The sequence below is a fragment of the Amycolatopsis sp. lyj-346 genome (assembly GCF_046548975.1).
Classification (GTDB): domain Bacteria; phylum Actinomycetota; class Actinomycetes; order Mycobacteriales; family Pseudonocardiaceae; genus Amycolatopsis.
The window spans coordinates 56,968-73,664 of sequence record NZ_JAJPWT010000013.1 but is presented as its reverse complement, the minus strand read 5'-3'; the positions used below and the strand labels follow the sequence as shown (position 1 = coordinate 73,664).

The window sequence follows — 16,697 nt, the reverse complement described above, 5'->3', positions numbered from 1 at the left end:
GATTGCGTGCCAGCCGGGCACATGTGCTAAACGGCGATCTGGACGTCGTTGCCCCGCAAGGGTTTCCCCGGCGACGCAGGCCGATGTGGACGCTCACGCGCCAGAGCCCCCTCACCGGGGTGAGGGGGCTCTAACGGACAGTGCCTACGGGGTGATGAGCGGGCCTACGGCGTGATGATGAGCGGGACTTCCGGCGAGGGGCCGTCCGACAACGGAATCTGGTACCGCTGCGTCAGGTACGACGCGATGGTGTGGAACAGCGGCGCGGCGGAGTGACCGACGGGCAGCGTCGTGTCCGGCGCGTCCAGCCGGATCCCGACGACGAACCGCGGGTGGTCGGCGGGCAGGATGCCGGCGAAGGTGATGTTGTACAGGTGGTCGCTGTAGGCCTTCGTCCGCGGGTCGACCTGCTGGCCGGTGCCGGTTTTCCCGGAGATCTGGTAGCCCTCGACCGCCGCCGAGGGAGCGGTGCCCTTCTGCAGGCCCTTGCCGTTCTGGGCGACCGCGCGCATCATGTCGCGCACCGTCTTGGCGGTCTGGGGGCTGACCACCCGGACCGACTTCGGGGCCGGCTCGGGCACGGTCGTGCCGTCCGGGTTCACCTTGGCCTTGACGATGCGGGGTTCGACGCGCAGGCCGTCGTTGGCGATCGTCTGGTACATCCCGGCCATCTGCAGGACGGTCATCGACAGGCCCTGCCCGATGGGCAGGTTGCCGAAGGTGGTCGCCGACCACTGGCTGCGCGCGGGCACCACGCCCGCGCTCTCGCCGGGCAGGCCGACGCCGGTGCGCTGGCCGAGGCCGAACGACTTGAGCAGGTTCGCGTAGCGCTCCTCGCCGATCTTCTGCGCCAGCAGCAGGGTGCCGATGTTGGACGACTTGGCGAAGATCCCGGTGGTGCTGAACGTCTGGGTGCCGTGGGTCCAGGCGTCGTGCACCGTCTTGTCGGCCACCTGCAGCGCGCCGGGCACCTCGACGGTCGACTCCGGCGTCGCGATGCCGTAGTCGATCGCCCCGGTGGCGGTGACGAGCTTGTTGACCGACCCGGGTTCGAACGGCGTGGTGACCGCGGGGTTCGCCAGGTCGTCGGTGGTCCAGTTGCGCTGGTCGTTGGGGTCGAACGTCTTGTCGTTGGCCAGCGCGTAGACCTCGCCGGTCTTGGCGTCCATGACGACGGCCTGCCCGCCCTTGGCGTGTGACTGCCGGACGTAGTCCGCCAGCTGCCGCTGCACCTCGTACTGCAGGTCGGAGTCGAGGGTCAGCTCGAGGTCCGAGCCGGGGACGGCGGCCTGCAGGTCGCGCTCGGTGCCCGGGATGACGACGTTGTCGCTGCCGTTCTTGGTGTTGACCATCATCCGGCCCGGCGTACCCGCCAGGTCGTTGTCGCGCAGCAGCTCGAGCCCGACGAGGCCGTGCAGGTTGTGCTTGGACACGTCCGGGTCGTCGGACCGCCAGTTCGCGGCGCCGACGATGTTGGCCGCCAGGCTGCCGCCCGGGTACTCCCGCAGCGCGCGCTTCTCGACGCCGATCCACGCGAAGTGCTTGACGATGTCGGCGGCGACGGACGGCTCGACGTTGTTCACCAGGTAGGTGAAGGACGCCTGCTTGTGGAACAGGTCGAGCAGCTGCTGCTCGCCGATCACGTTCGGCAGTTTGCCCGCGATGTACTTGGCGGCCGCGGCGGTCTCGGAGTCGAACGTCTTCGGCGTGCCGGGGTTCTTCGCGGCGAAGTCGTCCATGCTCTTGCGCAGCGCCTTGAGGTTCACCGAGAGGGTGCGCACCTCGACGCTGAACGCCAGCTTGGCGCCGTTGCGGTCCACAATGGACCCGCGCTGGGCGGGGATGTCGATGGTCTGGGCGCGCTGCCGTTCGGCCGCGGCCGAGAGCGCCGCGGCGTCGAACCACTGCACCTGCACCAGTTTCACGCCGGCGACGATCAGCACGGCGACCAGCAGCAGGCGCACCGCGGAGAACCGGCTGCGGTGCCCGCCGTTGGCGCGGCGCGCGGCCGCGCTGCGGGTGCCGGCGGCGTACGTCCGGCGCGCGCTGCCCGCCGCGCGGGCGCGGACCTGGCTGCGGCCCGAAGCCATCACTGGCCGCCTCCCGGCTGGGCCGGCGGCTCTTCGGCGGGCACGGCGGGCTGGTCGCCCTCGACCGGCGCGCCCTGCTGCGACTGCGTCCCGGCGGCCGGGGCGACCGGGGGCGCGGCCGGCACCACCGGGGCGTCCGCCTCGGCCTTCTTGGGCTCGCCGACGAGTGAGGTCTTCCCGTCGGGGCCGACGACGATCCGCGCCGGGTCACCGCCGGGCACCATGCCCAGCTGCTGGGCCGCGGGGGCCAGCGAAGCGGGCGACTCGGCCTTCGCGACGTCGCGCTGCAGCTGTTCCTTCTGCTCGGCCAGGTTCGCGTTGGTGGTGCGCAGCTGCTCGAGCCGGTAGGAGTCGGCGATCGCCTGCGTGGTCAGCCACAGCGTGGTCGCCACGCCGGCGGCCAGCAACGCCATCATCAGCAGCACGAACGACGCGCGCGACTTCGGCAGCAGCAGCTTCAGCTTGAGCTTCGGCTTCTCCGGCAGCTCGGCGGGCCGGGCCTTCGGCTCCGGGCGCGCCTCGCGCTCCTTCAGCAGGTCGGCGCGCTGAGCGCGGCGTGCGTAGGCGCGTTCGGCCGCGGACGTGCGGCCACGCGAACCGCGCCGGGGCGCGGCCTGACCCGGCTGCGGCGCCTGCGGGTCCGGCTCGACGGTGGTCGAGGTGCGGGCGGCGTCGCTGCGGCCCCGCGTCGCCGGCGCGGCCCGGCGGCGGGACTTCGCGGGAGCGGTCATCGCGGCTCTCCGATCCTCTCTGCGGCCCGCAGCCGCACCGAAGCGGCACGCGGGTTCCGTTCGATCTCCTTCTCGCCGGCCTTCTCGGCGCCGCGCGTCAGGAGCTTCAGCTCGGGCCCGTGTCCCGGCAGCTCCACCGGGAGCCCTTCCGGGGTGCGGGACTTCGCGAGCTCGGCCAGCGATTGCTTGACCAGCCGGTCTTCCAGTGACTGGTACGACTCGACGACGATCCGCCCGCCGGTCTTCAGCGCGCCCAGCGCCGCCGGCATGGCGCGGCGGAGCACTTCGAGCTCGCCGTTGACCTCGATCCGCAGTGCCTGGAACGTGCGCTTGGCCGGGTGCCCGCCGGTGCGGCGGGTGGCGGCCGGGACGGCGTCGTAGAGCAGCTCGACCAGGCGCCCGCTGGAGGTGAAGGGTTCCTTCTCGCGCGCGGCCACGATCGCCTTGACGATCCGCTGCGCGAAGCGCTCTTCGCCGTAGTCACGGAGGATGCGGACGAGCTCGCCGGGTGCGTAGGTGTTGAGCACGTCGGCGGCGGTGAACCCGGTCGTCGGATCCATCCGCATGTCCAGCGGCGAGTCCTTCGAGTAGGCGAACCCGCGCTCGGCGCGGTCCAGCTGCATCGACGAGACGCCGAGGTCGAACAGGATGCCGTCGGCTTTCGCGATGCCCAGGCTTTCGAGGGCCTCCGGGAGCCCGTCGTAGACCGTGTGGACGAAGCCGACGCGGTCGCCGTGGCGGGCCAGCCGCTCCGCGGACTTCTCGAGCGCGGCGGGATCGCGGTCCAGCGCGACGAGGCGCAGCCGCGGGAAGGCTTCGAGAAGAGCGTCGGAATGCCCGCCGAGGCCGACCGTCGCGTCCACGAGGACGCCGTCGCGGTCGGCGAACACGGGAGTGAACAGCTCGATTATGCGGTCGAGCAACACCGGGACGTGCTCAGGTGCCGTCATCGTTCCCTCCCCCTTTCTCGCCTGGGCGGCCCGGGGGAAATATGGCGGATGCCGTCAGGTCCCTGTCCGCCCGCTGCCGACCTGGTACCGGGGAAGGTGCACCAGGGCTGTTGAGCGGACAGAGGCCTCACGGCATCCGGGTGGGCTTCCCCTCTTCGTGCGGGCGGCGAACCTCTTCGTCCCCCGACGACGAAGGTGCACCGCGACCGCACGCCTAGAAGACGCCCGGCAGTACTTCCTCTCGAGCCTTCGCGTAGCTGTCTTCGTGCTCCTCCAGGTAGCCCTGCCACGCTTGGGCGTCCCAGATCTCCAGCCTGGTGATCGCCCCGATCACCACGCACTCCTTGGTGAGCCCCGCGTAGCGGCGGAGCTCGGGCGCGATGGTGATGCGCCCCTGCCCGTCAGGGCGTTGCTCGTCCGTGCCCGCGAACAGGTAACGCTGGTAGGCCCGAACCGCCTCGTTGGTGAACGGGGCCTCGGCGACCTTGCGCGCCATCTGCTCGAACTCGGCGCGGGGGAAGACGAAGAGGCAGTGGTCCTGCCCCTTGGTAAGCATCAGCCCACCCGCCAAGGCGTCACGGAACTTCGCGGGCAGCGCGAGCCGCCCTTTGTCGTCCAGCTTCGGGGTGTGGGTGCCGAGGAACACGGCCTCCACCTCCCTACCGTCCACGGTGGCGAACCACCCCGGACGGCCACGGGGCTTCCCTTCCGCCCCACTGGCCACCACCGTACCCCACTTTTCACCACAGTCAACGCGACAAACGGGCACACCACTCCGTCGGGTGTTCCGTTTGCGCAGGTCAGCAGGGTGGGGGCTGGTGGGGGGCGTAGTGGGGGACGGTGGCCAAGATCCCCCGCACCGGGGGCCGGAGCAACCTCAGCTGTTCCCCAAACGTCCGCATAACGGCCGCGAAAGAACCCTCCCGCCCCCCCCAGCGGCCCCCTCGGTGGGTCAAGGTGGGGAGACCGGTGGGTCAAGGTGGGGGGACGGAACCCCGATCCCGCGTGATCAGGACCGGAACTCGCGTGATTGAAGCCGGAACTCGCGAGTTACGTCCCTGATCACGCGAGTTACGGCCTCAATCACGCCAGCTACGTCCCTGATCACGCCGGTTCCGCTCCGGAGCGCGGCCGGCTCAGGCTTCCGGGGTGAGGAGGGCTGCGATGCGGGCGGCGAGACGGGTGCTGTCGACCGGGCTGACCGTCACCCACTCCTGTCCGCCCCGGCCCGCGGTCTTCGTCGCGCAGTACGCGCCCACGTCGGTGTCGAACCAGGTCAGGCCGCCGGTCCGCGCGACCCGGCCCGACGCCGACCGGCGGCTGACGCTGAACTGTCCCGCCGCGTACACCGGCCGCGCCTGGATCGCCCGGACCTCCTCGAGCTGCGCCGACGTCGTCCCCGAGGCGGCCTCCGAGGCTCCCGAGAGCGTCGACGCCGGGAGGCTGATGCCGTAGCCCGGGCCGGCCGACAGTTCCGGCAGGACGTCGATGATCGCCGTGCCGAGTTCGCCGTCGCGGATCGAGTCCAGGCCGATCGTCTGCTCCGGCTGGGTCGCGAGGACGCCGCGGCGGCCGCGGGCCGCCGTCACCGCGCGGAACGGCGTCGCCGCCGTCATGTCCGCCAGTGCCTCGCACGCCACGAACACGTCCGCGCCGGCGAGCAGGTTCAGGCGCGAGGCCAGCGCCGGCTCCAGCCGGGACCCGTCGTAGAGGCCCCGCTCCGCGAGGTTGTCGTAGACGGCCTTGCGCACCTCGGCGCGTTCGGCGTCGGTGCCGCCCACGCTGCGGACGCTCAGCGGTTCCGGCGGGCGGTCGAGACCGAGGTCGGCCCAGAGGATGTCGAACGCCGACGCCGAAACCCGGATCAAGCCCGCCCCAGCGCCGGTGGGGCGGGGAACGTCTCGGCCGGCACGTGCCCGCGCAGCGCGGTGTCCCGCGTCCGGAGGACGTCGATCGCCTTCTGCCGCGCGGCCTCGGCTTCGGCCCGGCGGACCGCCATCTCCCCCGCCAGCCCGGCCAGGACCAGCACGTTCCCGCTGGACGCGGCGTCGCGGATCATCGACGCCGGGTCGTAGGTCACCGGCGGCGGCATGTCGGCCCGCGCCCGCGCGGCCGCCTCGGCCTGGGCACCGACCGCCTGGCCGACCGACGCGGAGACGGCGGCGGAGTGCGAAAGCCACTGCGCGGCCCGGCCCAGCGCCGCCCGCGCCGCGTCTCCCGCCCGGCCACGCCAGTGCTCTTCCGAGGAGGCGACCAGCGCGGCGACGTCGGCGGTGGACTCCTGCAGCCGCCTGGCCAGCCCGTCCCAGCGCGCACCGGCTTCGCCCGCGGCGACCGGGTCGTTGCCGCGGTCGACTTCCGCGGCCATCGCCTCGTGGCTGTAGGCCTCGTACCGCGCGGTGGGCACGGGTGGTTCCGGCACGGCGCACCTCCTGGTCAGGGCAGCTTGGGTTCGACGAGCCCGGCCACCGTGCCCGCGCGGCGGCACGCGAGCGGGGTGTCCGAGAAACCGGTGTTGCTGACGTCGATCTGGACGCTGGCACCGTCGCCGACGCCGAGGAGAACGGCGCAGGTGCCGTCGGCGGCCTTCTTGTCGGCGACCTTCAGCGCGGGGTGGCGCCCGACCGTCGTCTTCGTGACGTTCTTCTTGGCGACGTCGAGCTCGGCCAGCCCGTGTTCGTCGTCGAAGGTGACGGTGACGCCGAAGGTGCCGGGCACCGTCCAGTCACAGGCACGGGCACCGGCGATGTCCTTGGGCTTCCCGAGCACGGTCACGCCGGCGGTCGACCGGTCCTGCGGGGAGAGCAGGGTGCACGGGTCGAGCGCGCCGAGCCCGGTGGGCGAAGCGGACGGCGGCGGCACGGCGGGGGCGGACGCCTGCGCCGAGGTGTGCCCGACGGCGGCGGGCGGCGCGGTCTGCTGCCCGCACGCCGCGAGGAAGAAGAGGAGAAGCCCGCACGCCACCCCGCGGCCCATCGATTTCCCCCGTTCCGGCTCAGCCACCCGTGCAGTCCACGCCTTCGGCCGCGATCTCGTCGGCGTGCTGGTACTTCGCCAGCGCCTCGCCGATCCGCTGCTTGAGCGTCTCGAGCTCCTTGCCGAACGCCGTCAGCTGCTGCACCGCGGAACCCTGCCCGCCGATGCCGTACTCCGCCATGAACTCGCCGATCTCACCGGCGTACCCGCCGCCCAACGGCACGCTCCGGCCGAGCACCTTGGCTTCGCGCACCATTTCACCCACGACGTCCTGCAGCTGGCCGAGCTTCGTGTAAGCGTCCGTGGCCAGCTCGGGCGCGACCGCGAAGCTGCGGACGTCGAAGGACGGCTGGGTTCGCAGCTCGCTCATAAGCGGATACGCCTCTCCGTAGCCGGGCGACCTCGAACCGCAGCATACGACAGAGCGGGGCGTCAGCGGGAGCACCCAGAATCGGGTGAATACCCACCCGATCGGGGTATCGTCGCTGCTTGCGCAGTGTCATCGCGGGGTTCCAGCCCCCGGTTCGCCCGGGTTTGACACACTGGGTGGAAGGCTGGTCGCTGCGCGCGGACAGCAGCGAGGGGGCCGTTCGGCCCGGCGGTGCGCACAGTGCGCGCGGCCATGCGCCACCAGGAGGTCGAGTGACGTCGAGAATCCAGTCTGCCGCGCCCGGATCGGGCGAGCAGGCATCCGGGCGGCCGCCTTACCCGGCGGAGCCCTCGGGCAACGGCCGGGTCCACCCCCAGCCCGGCAGAGTGCCACTGGACGAACTGCACGACACCGCGCGGCGGATCGCCGCCAACGTGGAGCGCGTGCTGGTCGGCAAGCCCGACGTCATCCGGATCGCGCTGGTCACCCTGCTCGCCGAAGGTCACCTGCTGGTCGAAGACGTGCCCGGCGTCGGGAAGACGTCGCTGGCCAAGGCGCTGGCCCGGTCGATCGACTGCACGGTCAGCCGCATCCAGTTCACGCCCGACCTGCTGCCGAGCGACGTCACCGGCGTCTCCATCTACAACCGCCAGTCCGGCGAGTTCGACTTCCGCCCCGGCCCGGTGTTCGCGAACATCGTGGTGGGCGACGAGATCAACCGCGCCTCGCCGAAGACGCAGTCGGCGCTGCTGGAGTGCATGGAAGAGCACCAGGTCACCGTCGACACCACGACCTACCGGCTCGAAGAGCCGTTCATGGTGATCGCGACGCAGAACCCGATCGAGATGGAAGGCACCTACGCGCTGCCCGAAGCCCAGCGCGACCGGTTCACCGCGCGCGTCTCCATCGGCTACCCCGACCAGCAGGCCGAGCTGGCCATGGTCGACGAGCACGCCGGCCACAACCCGATGGACGACCTGCAGCCGGTGTCCGACGGCGAAACCGTGCACCGGCTGATCGAGACGGTCCGCGGCGTGCACATCGCGCCGGAGGTCCGCCGGTACGCCGTCGAGGTCGTCTCGGCCACCCGGGGCGTCCCGGAGATCCGGCTGGGCGCGTCCCCGCGGGCCACGCTGCACCTCGTCCGCGCGGCGCGGGCGCAGGCCGCGCTGTCGGGCCGCGACTACGTCGTGCCGGACGACCTGCACACGGTGGCGGTCCCGGTGCTGGCGCACCGCCTGATGCTGACGACCGAGGCGCACGCGGCCCGCCGGTCGGCGACCGACGTCGTGCGCGCGGTGCTGCACCGGGTGCCGGTGCCGCAGGGCACCCGGCCCTAGCTCCCCGCCGAAGAGAAGAGAACGGCATGCTGCGTGCCCTGTCCGGCCTGACCACCCGCGGCCGCTGCCTCCTGGCCGCGGGGATCGCCGCCGCGGTGTGCTCGTTCGTGCTCAACGAGCGCGACCTGCTGCGGGTCGCGGTGTTCGTGGTGGCGCTGCCGCTGCTGGTCGCCGCGTTCATCTCGGCGACGCGGCTGCGCATCGGCGCCACCCGCGCGCTGCGCCCGCAACGGGTCGCGGTCGGCGGCAACAGCGAGGTGCAGCTGGAGCTGTGGCGCAGCGGGCGGCTGCCCGCCGGCGAGATCCTCCTCGAAGACGGCGTGCCGTACGCACTGGGTTCGCGGCCGCGGTTCGTCGTCGAGCGGCTCCCGCACGACCGGCGCGTCGCCCTGCGCTACCCGCTGCAGCCGGTGCTGCGCGGGATCCAGCAGGTCGGCCCGCTGCGCGCGACGATCACCGACCCGTTCGGGCTGTGCGAGTTCGAGCGCGAGCTGATCGGGCACTCGCGGCTGGTCGTGGTGCCGCGGGTGGTCGCGCTGTGGGGCCTGCCGAGCGGGGCGGGCATCGGCGTCGGCGACGACGGCACGGTCCGGCTGCACGCCGGGCAGGGCGAGCCCGACGTGATCGTCCGCCAGTACCGCCAGGGCGACGACCTGCGGAAGGTGCACTGGCGCTCGACGGCCCGCCGCGACGAGATCATGGTCCGTGTCGAGGAGCGCCCGTGGCGCGGCGGCACGACGGTGCTGCTGGACCACCGCGCGGCCGCCCACCACGGTTCGGGCCCGGCGGCGAGCATGGAGTGGGCGGTGTCGTTCGCGGCGTCGGCGGCACTGCACCTGCGCCGCTCCGGCCACCGCGTCCGGCTGGTCAGCGAGCACGGCATCACCCTGGCGGACACCCCGGGCGACGGCGGCGACCACTACGACCACGTCGTGCTGGACGCGCTGGCGGCCCTGCAGCCGGCGCACCAGCGCGACATCACCCTGGCCGGCGACCCGGCCGAGGGCCAGGAGCTGATCGCGGTGCTCGGCACGGTGAGCACGGAGGCGGTGCACGAGCTGACCCAGTACCGCCCACGCGGCATCAGGAGCCTGGCGGTCTTGCTGGACACCCCGACGTGGTCGGCGGGGGTGAGCGCACCGGAGCAGCGAGCGGCGGCCACGGAGGACTCGGCGGCCCTGCTGCGCGCGGCCGGCTGGGGCGTGATCGTCGCGGGCCCGGGTTCGCCGATGCCACAGGTGTGGGCCGAGCTGTGCCGCAGCGGCGCCCGCCGCGGAACGCTGATCGGGGGCCCGCGATGAGCACCGCCACGCACGCCCAGCCGACCCCCAGCCCCGCACCGAACTCGACCGCGACACGCCACCGGGCAGCCGCGATCAGCGCCGCCGTCCCGCCGGGCGCCACCCGCATCCCCGCACCGAACTCGACCGCGACACGCCGCCGGGCAGCCGCGATCAGCGCTGCCGTCCCGGCAACCGCAACACACCGGCCCGCACCGCACCCCCACCGCCGCACCGTCCCCGGGGGGCCCGCGATGAGCACCGCCACGCACGCCCAGCCGACCCCCAGCCCCGCACCGAACTCGACCGCGACACGCCACCGGGCAGCCGCGATCAGCACCGCCGTCCCGCCGGGCGCCACCCGCCGCACCTACCTCGGGGGTCAGCGATGAGCACCGCCGCACCGCCGCGGAAGTTCGAGCGGCCCTCGCCGCGGCCGGAACGTCCGCTTTCCGCTTGGCGCAGCAGCGTTCTCGCGCCCGTCGCCGCCGGGGTGGCCACCCTCTGTGCCGCCACCTCGGTCACCAGCGTCGTGTCCGGGCTGGCCTGGTTCGGCTACCTGTTCGTCGCCGTCCTGCTCATCGGGGCGGCCGGGCTGGCTCTGCGCTCGCTGCAGGTGCCGACCATCCTGGTCGGCCTCGGGCAGCTGCTCGTCCTGCTCTTCCTGATCACCGGCGCCTTCACCACGCACGGCATCCTGCAGATCATCCCCGGCCCGGAAGCGTTTTCCGAGATCGGGACCACGCTGTCGGCCGCCGCCGAGCAGATCCGCGTCGGGCTGCCGCCGGTCGAGGGCAGCCAGCCGATCCTGTGCCTCATAACCATCCTCATCGGACTGGTCGCCGTCCTCGTCGACACGCTGACGGTCGCCGCCGCGGCGCCCGCGGCCACCGGGCTCGTGCTGCTCTGCGTCTACGCCGTGCCGGCCGCGTTGAGCGAAGAAATGCTGCCGTGGTGGACGTTCCTGCTCGGCGGGGCGGCGTTCGCCGGTCTGCTGGCCGTCGACGGCAACCACCGGCACCGGCGCTGGCGCACCCGGGAAGCCCCGGGGCGCAGCGGCAAGCCGGGCGTGCTGTCCGCGCCGGTCGCGGTCGTCTGCGCGGCGATCGTGCTCGGCCTGCTGGGCGGGGCGGTCACCTGGGTCGGCACGATCGGGCGGATGCCGTTCGGCGAGGGCGGCAGCGGCCCCGGGGCCGGCTCCGGCGGCTTCGGCATCCAGCCGTTCACCGAACTGCGCGGCATGCTCGACCAGGGCGACAACCGCGAGCTGTTCAAGGTCCGCGGCCTCGGCACCGACCGGCGGCTGATGCGCGCGATGACGCTGGACACCTACTACCCCAACAAGGGCTGGGGCCTGCACGACGAAGGCCGTTCGCAGCAGGGCGTCCCGGTCGGGCCGGAGCTGCCGGCCGCCCCGGGCGACGACGGCACCGGCACCGCGCGCCGGATCGACGTCGAGCCGACGAGCTGGCGCGACAACTGGCTGCCGGTGTACGGCGCGCCGCGCGCCATCGACAGCGCGGCCGGCGGCTACCTCTACGACCAGGTCAGCGGCACGGTGTTCACCACCCGCAGCGAAGCGCCGCCGGCGTACACCGAATACGCGTCACTGAAGGAACCGACGGCCGGGGAACTGCGCGTGACGACACCGCGGACCGACGACCTGCCGCCGCGCTACCTCCAGATCGACCAGGTCGACGAGCGCGTCCGCGCGAAGACCGAGCAGCTGATCTCCGGCGCGTCCAACGACTTCGACCGGGCCTCGGCGATCTGGCGCTACTTCACGGCGCAGAACGGGTTCGTCTACGACACGAAGACCGCGCCGGCGGACGACACCGACGCGCTCACCGACTTCATCCTCAACGGCAAGCGCGGCTTCTGCGAGCAGTTCGCGTCGGCGATGGGCGTGATGCTGCGGGTGGCGGGCATCCCGTCGCGGGTGGCGATCGGTTTCACCCCGGGCACGCAGGTCAACGACTACCTGTCGATCACCACCCAGGACGCGCACGCGTGGGTCGAGGCGTACTTCGGCGACAAGGGCTGGGTGACGTTCGACCCGACGCCGCTGTCCGACGGCCGCGGCATCACCCCGTCGTACCTGCAGGCCGGCCCGCAGAACGGCAACCAGCCGGAGGACACCCAGGTGGCCCCGAGCACGGTCCAGTCGAGCGCGGCGCCGACCGGCGTCCCGCGGGACAACGAGCCGAACCTGCCGGAACAGGAGACCAAGGACGCTTCGGACAGCGACGACTGGCTGTTCAACATCGCCCTCACCCTCGCCGCGCTGGGCGCGGGCGCGCTGCTCGCCGCGGCGCTGCTGCGCCGGATGCTCAACCGCGGACGCACGCCGCGAGACGGCACGCCGGCGTCCGTTCCTCCGTCGGAAGGCGACCGGAGTGAGGGCGCGCTGCTCGTGCGGGCGCCGGCCCCGGTGGCGGCACCGTCCCGGCCCCAGGCGCTGCTCGGCTGGCTGCCACTGCTGGCGGTGGTGTTGTGGATCATCGCGGTCGGTCTGCTGGCGGCGACGCTGGCCTGGTGGTTCGGCGTGCTGGTGGCGGTCCTGCTGCTGGCGGTGGCCGGCCCGGCGCTGGTCCGCGAGGTCCTCCGCCGACGGCGTCTGCAGCGCATCGTCCAGCAGCAGCCGGGCGCGGCCGACGCGGCCTGGGCGGAGCTGCGCGCGGAGTGCGCGGACCGCGGCCTCCCGATCCCGACCAGCGACACGGTCCGCGTGGCAGGCCAGAAGCTGGCGGCGAAGCACCACCTCGACGACGAAGGCCGCGAAGGCCTCCGGACGGTCATCGGGGTGCTGGAGCGGTCGTGGTACGGCGAGGACGACGCGCCTCAGCCGGAGCTCCCCCCGGCCGTCGAGGGACTGCGGCGGAGCCTTCGCCGCAACGCACCCCTCTCGTGGAAGGGCAAGCTGTTCCCCCGCTCGGTCTTCCGCAACCGCGACTGACCCGGGCAGGGACCTCACCTGTGCCGGAAGGGCATCACGCGTGCTTGGCCGGGCATCACCGTGTCGCCCCTCCAATCACACGTGTCGACCCTTCAGTCACACGTGTCGCCCCTCCAATCACACGAGATCCGGCCTTGATCACGTGAGCCCGGGTTTGCGGCGGGGGCTCACCCGCGTGGGGGTCACCCACTGTTACCACGGGTGACCCAGCCGCCGCGGCGTGGGTGAGCACACAAGAAGATCCGCGTCCCCCCGTTCGGCGGGACGCGGATCTCGTCGTCTTGCGGCGCTACTGTTCCTCGAAGCGCTGGCGGAAGCGCTCCTCCATCCTCTGGGTGAAGGAACTCCGGCCACCCGATGGCTTACCGCCGCGGGCACCCGGTCCTCCGCCTTTGCCGTCTCCCTCGGCGCCGTGCCGAATCGATGTGACGGCCAACATGACTCCGAAGAACATCACAAGGAACCCGAGCACGCTGATCAGCGGGATGTCGGCCACCCGGAACTGCGGCACCACCACGCCCAGCACCAGCAGGGCGACGCCCACTACGAACAGGGCGATGCCCTGAATACGCCGTCGGCGAGCGGGGCGACGCAACCGGGTGCCACGCACCGTGGATGCGAACTTGGGGTCCTCGGCATAGAGCTCGCGCTCGATTTGATCGAGCAGCCGCTGCTCATGCTCGGAGAGTGGCATCTTTCCTCCTCCGGCACAGCTGTCGCGGGCGCCGGGCCGCGCAACGTCCTGGACCCAACAGCCAACCCCAGGCGGGGTGGCACTGTCCAGGATACGAGGCCCGCGCCCGCACGACTACCCGATCCCGCATCCAGAAGGGATCGAATTGGGCTAAATCCCGCCCACCAGGCGTTGCGGACGGTCACCGTCGCCGATCGTGACCGTTTCGCAGCTCGACCACCGTTGTGGGGGACGCCGCCACGCCGAAGATCACCGTCCGTCCTCACCCCTCCCGTGGCCCCAGCAGCGACGCCGGCCGCACCGCCGCCGACCCGAACTTCGACCGCGCGACGTCGGCCGCCAGCTCCGCGTCGCGCCACCGCGGTGCCGGCGAGTCGAACACCAGCTGCTCCCCCGCCTCCCCCGTGTCCAGCCCTTCGACGCGGACGCCGATCAGCCGCACCGCGCCGGCCGGCGCGTGCTCGGTGAGCAGCGCCACGGCCACCGCGTGGATCTCGCGCGCCACATCCGTCGCCGAGACCAGCGTGCGGGCCCGGGTGATCGTCCGGAAGTCCGCGAACCGCACCTTGATCGAGACCGTCCGGCCGCGCACGCCCCGCTCCCGCAACGTCGCGCCGACCCGCTCCGAGAGCCGAAGCAGCTCCAGCCCGAGCGCGGCCCGGTCGTGCCGGTCGACGTCGAAGGTGTGCTCCGCGCCGATCGACTTCTCCGGCGAGTCGACCACCACCGACCGCTCGTCCACCCCGTGCGCGAGCCGGTACAGGTGCTCGCCTGCCGCGGTACCCAGCGACTTCTTCAGCCGCTCCGGTGGGAACGCGGCGACGTCGGCGATCGTGGCCAGGCCCAGGCGCTGCAGGTGCTCTTCGGTCCGCGCGCCGACGCCCCACAGCGCCGACACCGGCAGCGGGTGCAGGAACGCCAGCGTCTCCGCGGCGGGCACGACGACCATGCCGTCCGGCTTCGCCATCCCCGACGCCAGCTTGGCGACGAACTTGACCTTCGCCACCCCCACCGAGCAGGTGATCCCGTGTTCGGCCGCGACCCGCGAGCGGATCTCCGCGCCCAGCGATGCCGGCGTGGCGCCCAGGCGCCGCAAGGCCCCGCTGACGTCCAGGAACGCTTCGTCGAGGCTGAGCGGTTCGACCAGCGGCGTCAGCTCGCGGAAGATGCCCATCACACCGCGGGAGACCTCCCCGTACAGCCCCGACGTCGGCGGGATGTTGATCAGCTGCGGGCACAGCCGCTTCGCCGTCGAGAACGGCATCGCCGAGCGCACGCCGAACTTCCGCGCCGGGTAGTTCGCCGCGGCCACGACGGCCCGCGGCCCGCCCCCGGACACCACGACCGGCCGGTCCGCCAGCTCGGGCCGGGTCCGCAGCTCGACCGACACGAAGAACGCGTCCATGTCGACGTGCAGCAGCCCGCACCCGGTGTCGTCCGGCACCGGCTCACCCGGCCGGACGCGGAACCGGCTCATCCCGCCCGGCAACTCAGCATTTCGCCCCACGCCGGAGGACGCTACCGGCCACCACCGACAGTTTCGGACCACCGGCGGGCGAAGGCGGGCGAACCGGGTGGAACGAGTCAGGCCGGGCGCGCCACCGCGTGCAGCCGGCCGGCGATCTCCCGCAGCTCCGGCGTGCCCGCCGCCACCCGCTCGAACTCCGCCAGCTCGTCGTCCCGGACGTCGCCGGCGACCAGGTCCGAGATCACCCGATCGCCCTGCAGCAGCGTGACTTCCAGGCCGGCCGCCTCCAGGTCGGCCCGCAGGCCGGCGGTGGAAAAGCGGCGCAGCACCGTGTCGCCCGGGATGACCCCGTCGGCGCTCTCGAGCAGCTGCCGGGCCTCGCCGACCCGGCCCGCGAGTGCGCGGTGGAACACCGCCGCGTGGCGGTTCGCCACCAGCACCGACACCGCGCCGCCGGGCGCGACCGCCGTGGCCAGCGCCGAGAGCACCGCCGCCGGGTCGTCGACGATCTCCAGCAGGCCGTGCGCCAGCACCAGGTCGGCCGAGCCGGCCTCGACGTACCGGCCCAGCGCGTCGGAGTCGTCCGCGATCACCGTGATCAGCTCGGAGACGCCCTCCTCCTCGGCCCGCCGCTGCAGCGTGGCCAGCGCGTTCGGGCTCGGCTCGACGACCGTCACCCGGCAACCCGCCGCCGCGAACGGCACCGCCCAGCCTCCGCTGCCACCGCCCACGTCCACCACGCGAGGGTGCTCGGCGCCCCGGGCACGGGCGGCCTTGAGCTCGGCTTCGAGCACCCGGCGGACGGCACCCGAACCCCGGGCGGCCACGGTCTCCGTCTTCATGTCGCACAGGGTAGTGCCCGCCGCCGTCCGTCTCCCGAGCTCCTCCCTTCGAGTGAACAGCCCTTGCCCGGCGGCGCCTCCCCCGCGCACCCGTAGGCTGGTGAACGTGCACACGGTCGCCGTACTCAGCCTCAAGGGAGGCGTCGGCAAGACGACGGTCGCTCTCGGTATCGCGTCCGCCGCCTTGCGTAGGGGCACGCGGACGCTGGTGGTCGACCTCGACCCGCAGGGCAACGCCACCACGTCGCTCGACCCGCCGTTCACCGACGCCACCCTCGCGGACGTGCTCGAGACCCCCACCCGGGAAACGCTGGAACGCGCGATCGCGCCGAGCGTCTGGAGCGAAGACGTCGACGTCCTCGTCGGCACCGAAGAGCTGGAGCTGCTCAACGACCCGGACGCCGACAGCGACCGCCTGGCGAACTTCTCGCGCGCGCTGGACGAGCTGCACCGCACCCCACTCCGCGAAACGCCGTACGAGCTGGTGGTCCTCGACTGCCCGCCGTCACTGGGCCGCCTGACGAAGTCGGCGCTGGTCGCCGCGGACAGCGCGCTCATCGTGACGGAGCCCACGATGTACGCCGTCGCCGGCGCGTCCCGGGCCCTGGAGGCGATCGAGAAGATCCGCAAGGAGCTCAACCCGGAGCTGCGCCCGATCGGCGTCCTGGTGAACAAGCTGCGCGTGCGCTCCTACGAGCACCAGTTCCGGATCGCCGAGCTGCGCGAGAACTTCGGCTCGCTGGTGATGCCGACGGCGATCACCGACCGGCTCGCGGTGCAGCAGGCCCAGGGCGCGTGCAGCCCGATCCACGAGTGGCACTCGCCGGGCGCCCAGGAGATCGCGCTGACGTTCAACATGGTGCTGGCGAAGATCCTGCGCTCGAACCGGGCGGGACGGCACCGCATCGCCGGCGAGGACCCCGAAGGCCCGGACTGGCCAGAAGGCCCGGCCCCGGAGACCCCCGAGGCGCCGGCCGAGGTGACCGAATCCGCGGGGTGA

15 protein-coding genes are annotated in these 16,697 nt (G+C 72.8%); 4 read left to right on the top strand and 11 right to left on the bottom strand.

Going from position 1 to position 16,697, the window contains the following annotated elements; all coding sequences use genetic code 11:
* Positions 1 to 164 precede the first annotated feature (164 nt).
* From ACLJQE_RS31855 to ACLJQE_RS31820, 8 genes are all read right to left on the bottom strand, one after another.
* Positions 165 to 2,090, bottom strand: coding sequence for a peptidoglycan D,D-transpeptidase FtsI family protein (locus ACLJQE_RS31855; RefSeq protein WP_410643222.1), 1,926 nt, complete (start codon positions 2,088 to 2,090; stop codon positions 165 to 167).
* Positions 2,090 to 2,821 (bottom strand): hypothetical protein, encoded by a 732-nt coding sequence (locus ACLJQE_RS31850; RefSeq protein ID WP_410643221.1) that lies wholly within the window; start codon positions 2,819 to 2,821, stop codon positions 2,090 to 2,092. Before ACLJQE_RS31850 ends, ACLJQE_RS31855 begins: the two co-directional genes overlap by 1 nt.
* Complete coding sequence (gene rsmH / locus ACLJQE_RS31845; RefSeq protein ID WP_410643220.1) at positions 2,818 to 3,771, bottom strand: 16S rRNA (cytosine(1402)-N(4))-methyltransferase RsmH; 954 nt, start codon at positions 3,769 to 3,771, stop codon at positions 2,818 to 2,820. Before rsmH ends, ACLJQE_RS31850 begins: the two co-directional genes overlap by 4 nt.
* A 214-nt stretch (positions 3,772 to 3,985) precedes the next feature.
* Positions 3,986 to 4,417, bottom strand: a complete 432-nt coding sequence (gene mraZ / locus ACLJQE_RS31840; RefSeq protein WP_310972684.1) for a division/cell wall cluster transcriptional repressor MraZ — start codon at positions 4,415 to 4,417, stop codon at positions 3,986 to 3,988.
* Between the two features lie 490 nt (positions 4,418 to 4,907).
* Positions 4,908 to 5,639, bottom strand: a complete 732-nt coding sequence (locus tag ACLJQE_RS31835) for an ESX secretion-associated protein EspG (RefSeq protein ID WP_410643219.1) — start codon at positions 5,637 to 5,639, stop codon at positions 4,908 to 4,910.
* Positions 5,636 to 6,193: a PPE domain-containing protein gene (locus ACLJQE_RS31830; protein WP_410643218.1), complete on the bottom strand. Its 558-nt coding sequence runs from the start codon at positions 6,191 to 6,193 to the stop codon at positions 5,636 to 5,638. Before ACLJQE_RS31830 ends, ACLJQE_RS31835 begins: the two co-directional genes overlap by 4 nt.
* Positions 6,194 to 6,207: 14 nt before the next feature.
* The gene (locus tag ACLJQE_RS31825; protein WP_410643217.1) at positions 6,208 to 6,774 is read right to left on the bottom strand and encodes a DUF3558 domain-containing protein; all 567 of its coding nucleotides are present in this window, start codon (positions 6,772 to 6,774) and stop codon (positions 6,208 to 6,210) included.
* Positions 6,767 to 7,117, bottom strand: a complete 351-nt coding sequence (locus ACLJQE_RS31820; RefSeq protein ID WP_410643216.1) for a hypothetical protein — start codon at positions 7,115 to 7,117, stop codon at positions 6,767 to 6,769. Before ACLJQE_RS31820 ends, ACLJQE_RS31825 begins: the two co-directional genes overlap by 8 nt.
* A gap of 272 nt (positions 7,118 to 7,389) precedes the next feature.
* On the opposite strand from ACLJQE_RS31820, the gene ACLJQE_RS31815 reads away from it, so the two are divergent.
* The 3 genes from ACLJQE_RS31815 (at position 7,390) to ACLJQE_RS31805 (ending at position 12,693) form a co-directional block, all read left to right on the top strand.
* On the top strand, positions 7,390 to 8,457 hold the full coding sequence (locus ACLJQE_RS31815) for an AAA family ATPase (RefSeq protein WP_410643215.1): 1,068 nt from the start codon (positions 7,390 to 7,392) through the stop codon (positions 8,455 to 8,457).
* A 26-nt stretch (positions 8,458 to 8,483) separates the two neighbouring features.
* Positions 8,484 to 9,758 (top strand): DUF58 domain-containing protein, encoded by a 1,275-nt coding sequence (locus tag ACLJQE_RS31810; RefSeq protein WP_410643214.1) that lies wholly within the window; start codon positions 8,484 to 8,486, stop codon positions 9,756 to 9,758.
* Between the two features lie 367 nt (positions 9,759 to 10,125).
* Positions 10,126 to 12,693: a transglutaminaseTgpA domain-containing protein gene (locus tag ACLJQE_RS31805; protein ID WP_410643213.1), complete on the top strand. Its 2,568-nt coding sequence runs from the start codon at positions 10,126 to 10,128 to the stop codon at positions 12,691 to 12,693.
* 289 nt (positions 12,694 to 12,982) lie between these two features.
* On the opposite strand, the gene ACLJQE_RS31800 is transcribed toward ACLJQE_RS31805, so the two are convergent.
* From ACLJQE_RS31800 to ACLJQE_RS31790, 3 genes are all read right to left on the bottom strand, one after another.
* On the bottom strand, positions 12,983 to 13,387 hold the full coding sequence (locus ACLJQE_RS31800; RefSeq protein ID WP_410643212.1) for a DUF3040 domain-containing protein: 405 nt from the start codon (positions 13,385 to 13,387) through the stop codon (positions 12,983 to 12,985).
* 262 nt (positions 13,388 to 13,649) lie between these two features.
* Positions 13,650 to 14,864: a DNA polymerase IV gene (gene dinB / locus ACLJQE_RS31795; protein WP_410643379.1), complete on the bottom strand. Its 1,215-nt coding sequence runs from the start codon at positions 14,862 to 14,864 to the stop codon at positions 13,650 to 13,652.
* A gap of 107 nt (positions 14,865 to 14,971) precedes the next feature.
* Positions 14,972 to 15,697, bottom strand: a complete 726-nt coding sequence (locus tag ACLJQE_RS31790; protein ID WP_410643211.1) for a methyltransferase domain-containing protein — start codon at positions 15,695 to 15,697, stop codon at positions 14,972 to 14,974.
* Positions 15,698 to 15,803: 106 nt separating this feature from the next.
* Between ACLJQE_RS31790 and ACLJQE_RS31785 the strand changes: the two genes are divergently transcribed.
* Positions 15,804 to 16,697, top strand: coding sequence for a ParA family protein (locus ACLJQE_RS31785; RefSeq protein ID WP_410643210.1), 894 nt, complete (start codon positions 15,804 to 15,806; stop codon positions 16,695 to 16,697).

Bases quoted from the DNA above. Each gene is read 5' to 3' on its own strand.
- ACLJQE_RS31855 (WP_410643222.1), bottom strand. From the start codon at position 2,090: ATGGCTTCGGGCCGCAGCCAGGTCCGCGCCCGCGCGGCGGGCAGCGCG.
- ACLJQE_RS31850 (WP_410643221.1), bottom strand. From the start codon at position 2,821: ATGACCGCTCCCGCGAAGTCCCGCCGCCGGGCCGCGCCGGCGACGCGG.
- rsmH (WP_410643220.1), bottom strand. From the start codon at position 3,771: ATGACGGCACCTGAGCACGTCCCGGTGTTGCTCGACCGCATAATCGAG.
- ACLJQE_RS31820 (WP_410643216.1), bottom strand. From the start codon at position 7,117: ATGAGCGAGCTGCGAACCCAGCCGTCCTTCGACGTCCGCAGCTTCGCG.
- ACLJQE_RS31810 (WP_410643214.1), top strand. From the start codon at position 8,484: ATGCTGCGTGCCCTGTCCGGCCTGACCACCCGCGGCCGCTGCCTCCTG.
- ACLJQE_RS31805 (WP_410643213.1), top strand. From the start codon at position 10,126: ATGAGCACCGCCGCACCGCCGCGGAAGTTCGAGCGGCCCTCGCCGCGG.
- ACLJQE_RS31800 (WP_410643212.1), bottom strand. From the start codon at position 13,387: ATGCCACTCTCCGAGCATGAGCAGCGGCTGCTCGATCAAATCGAGCGC.
- dinB (WP_410643379.1), bottom strand. From the start codon at position 14,864: ATGAGCCGGTTCCGCGTCCGGCCGGGTGAGCCGGTGCCGGACGACACC.
- ACLJQE_RS31790 (WP_410643211.1), bottom strand. From the start codon at position 15,697: ATGAAGACGGAGACCGTGGCCGCCCGGGGTTCGGGTGCCGTCCGCCGG.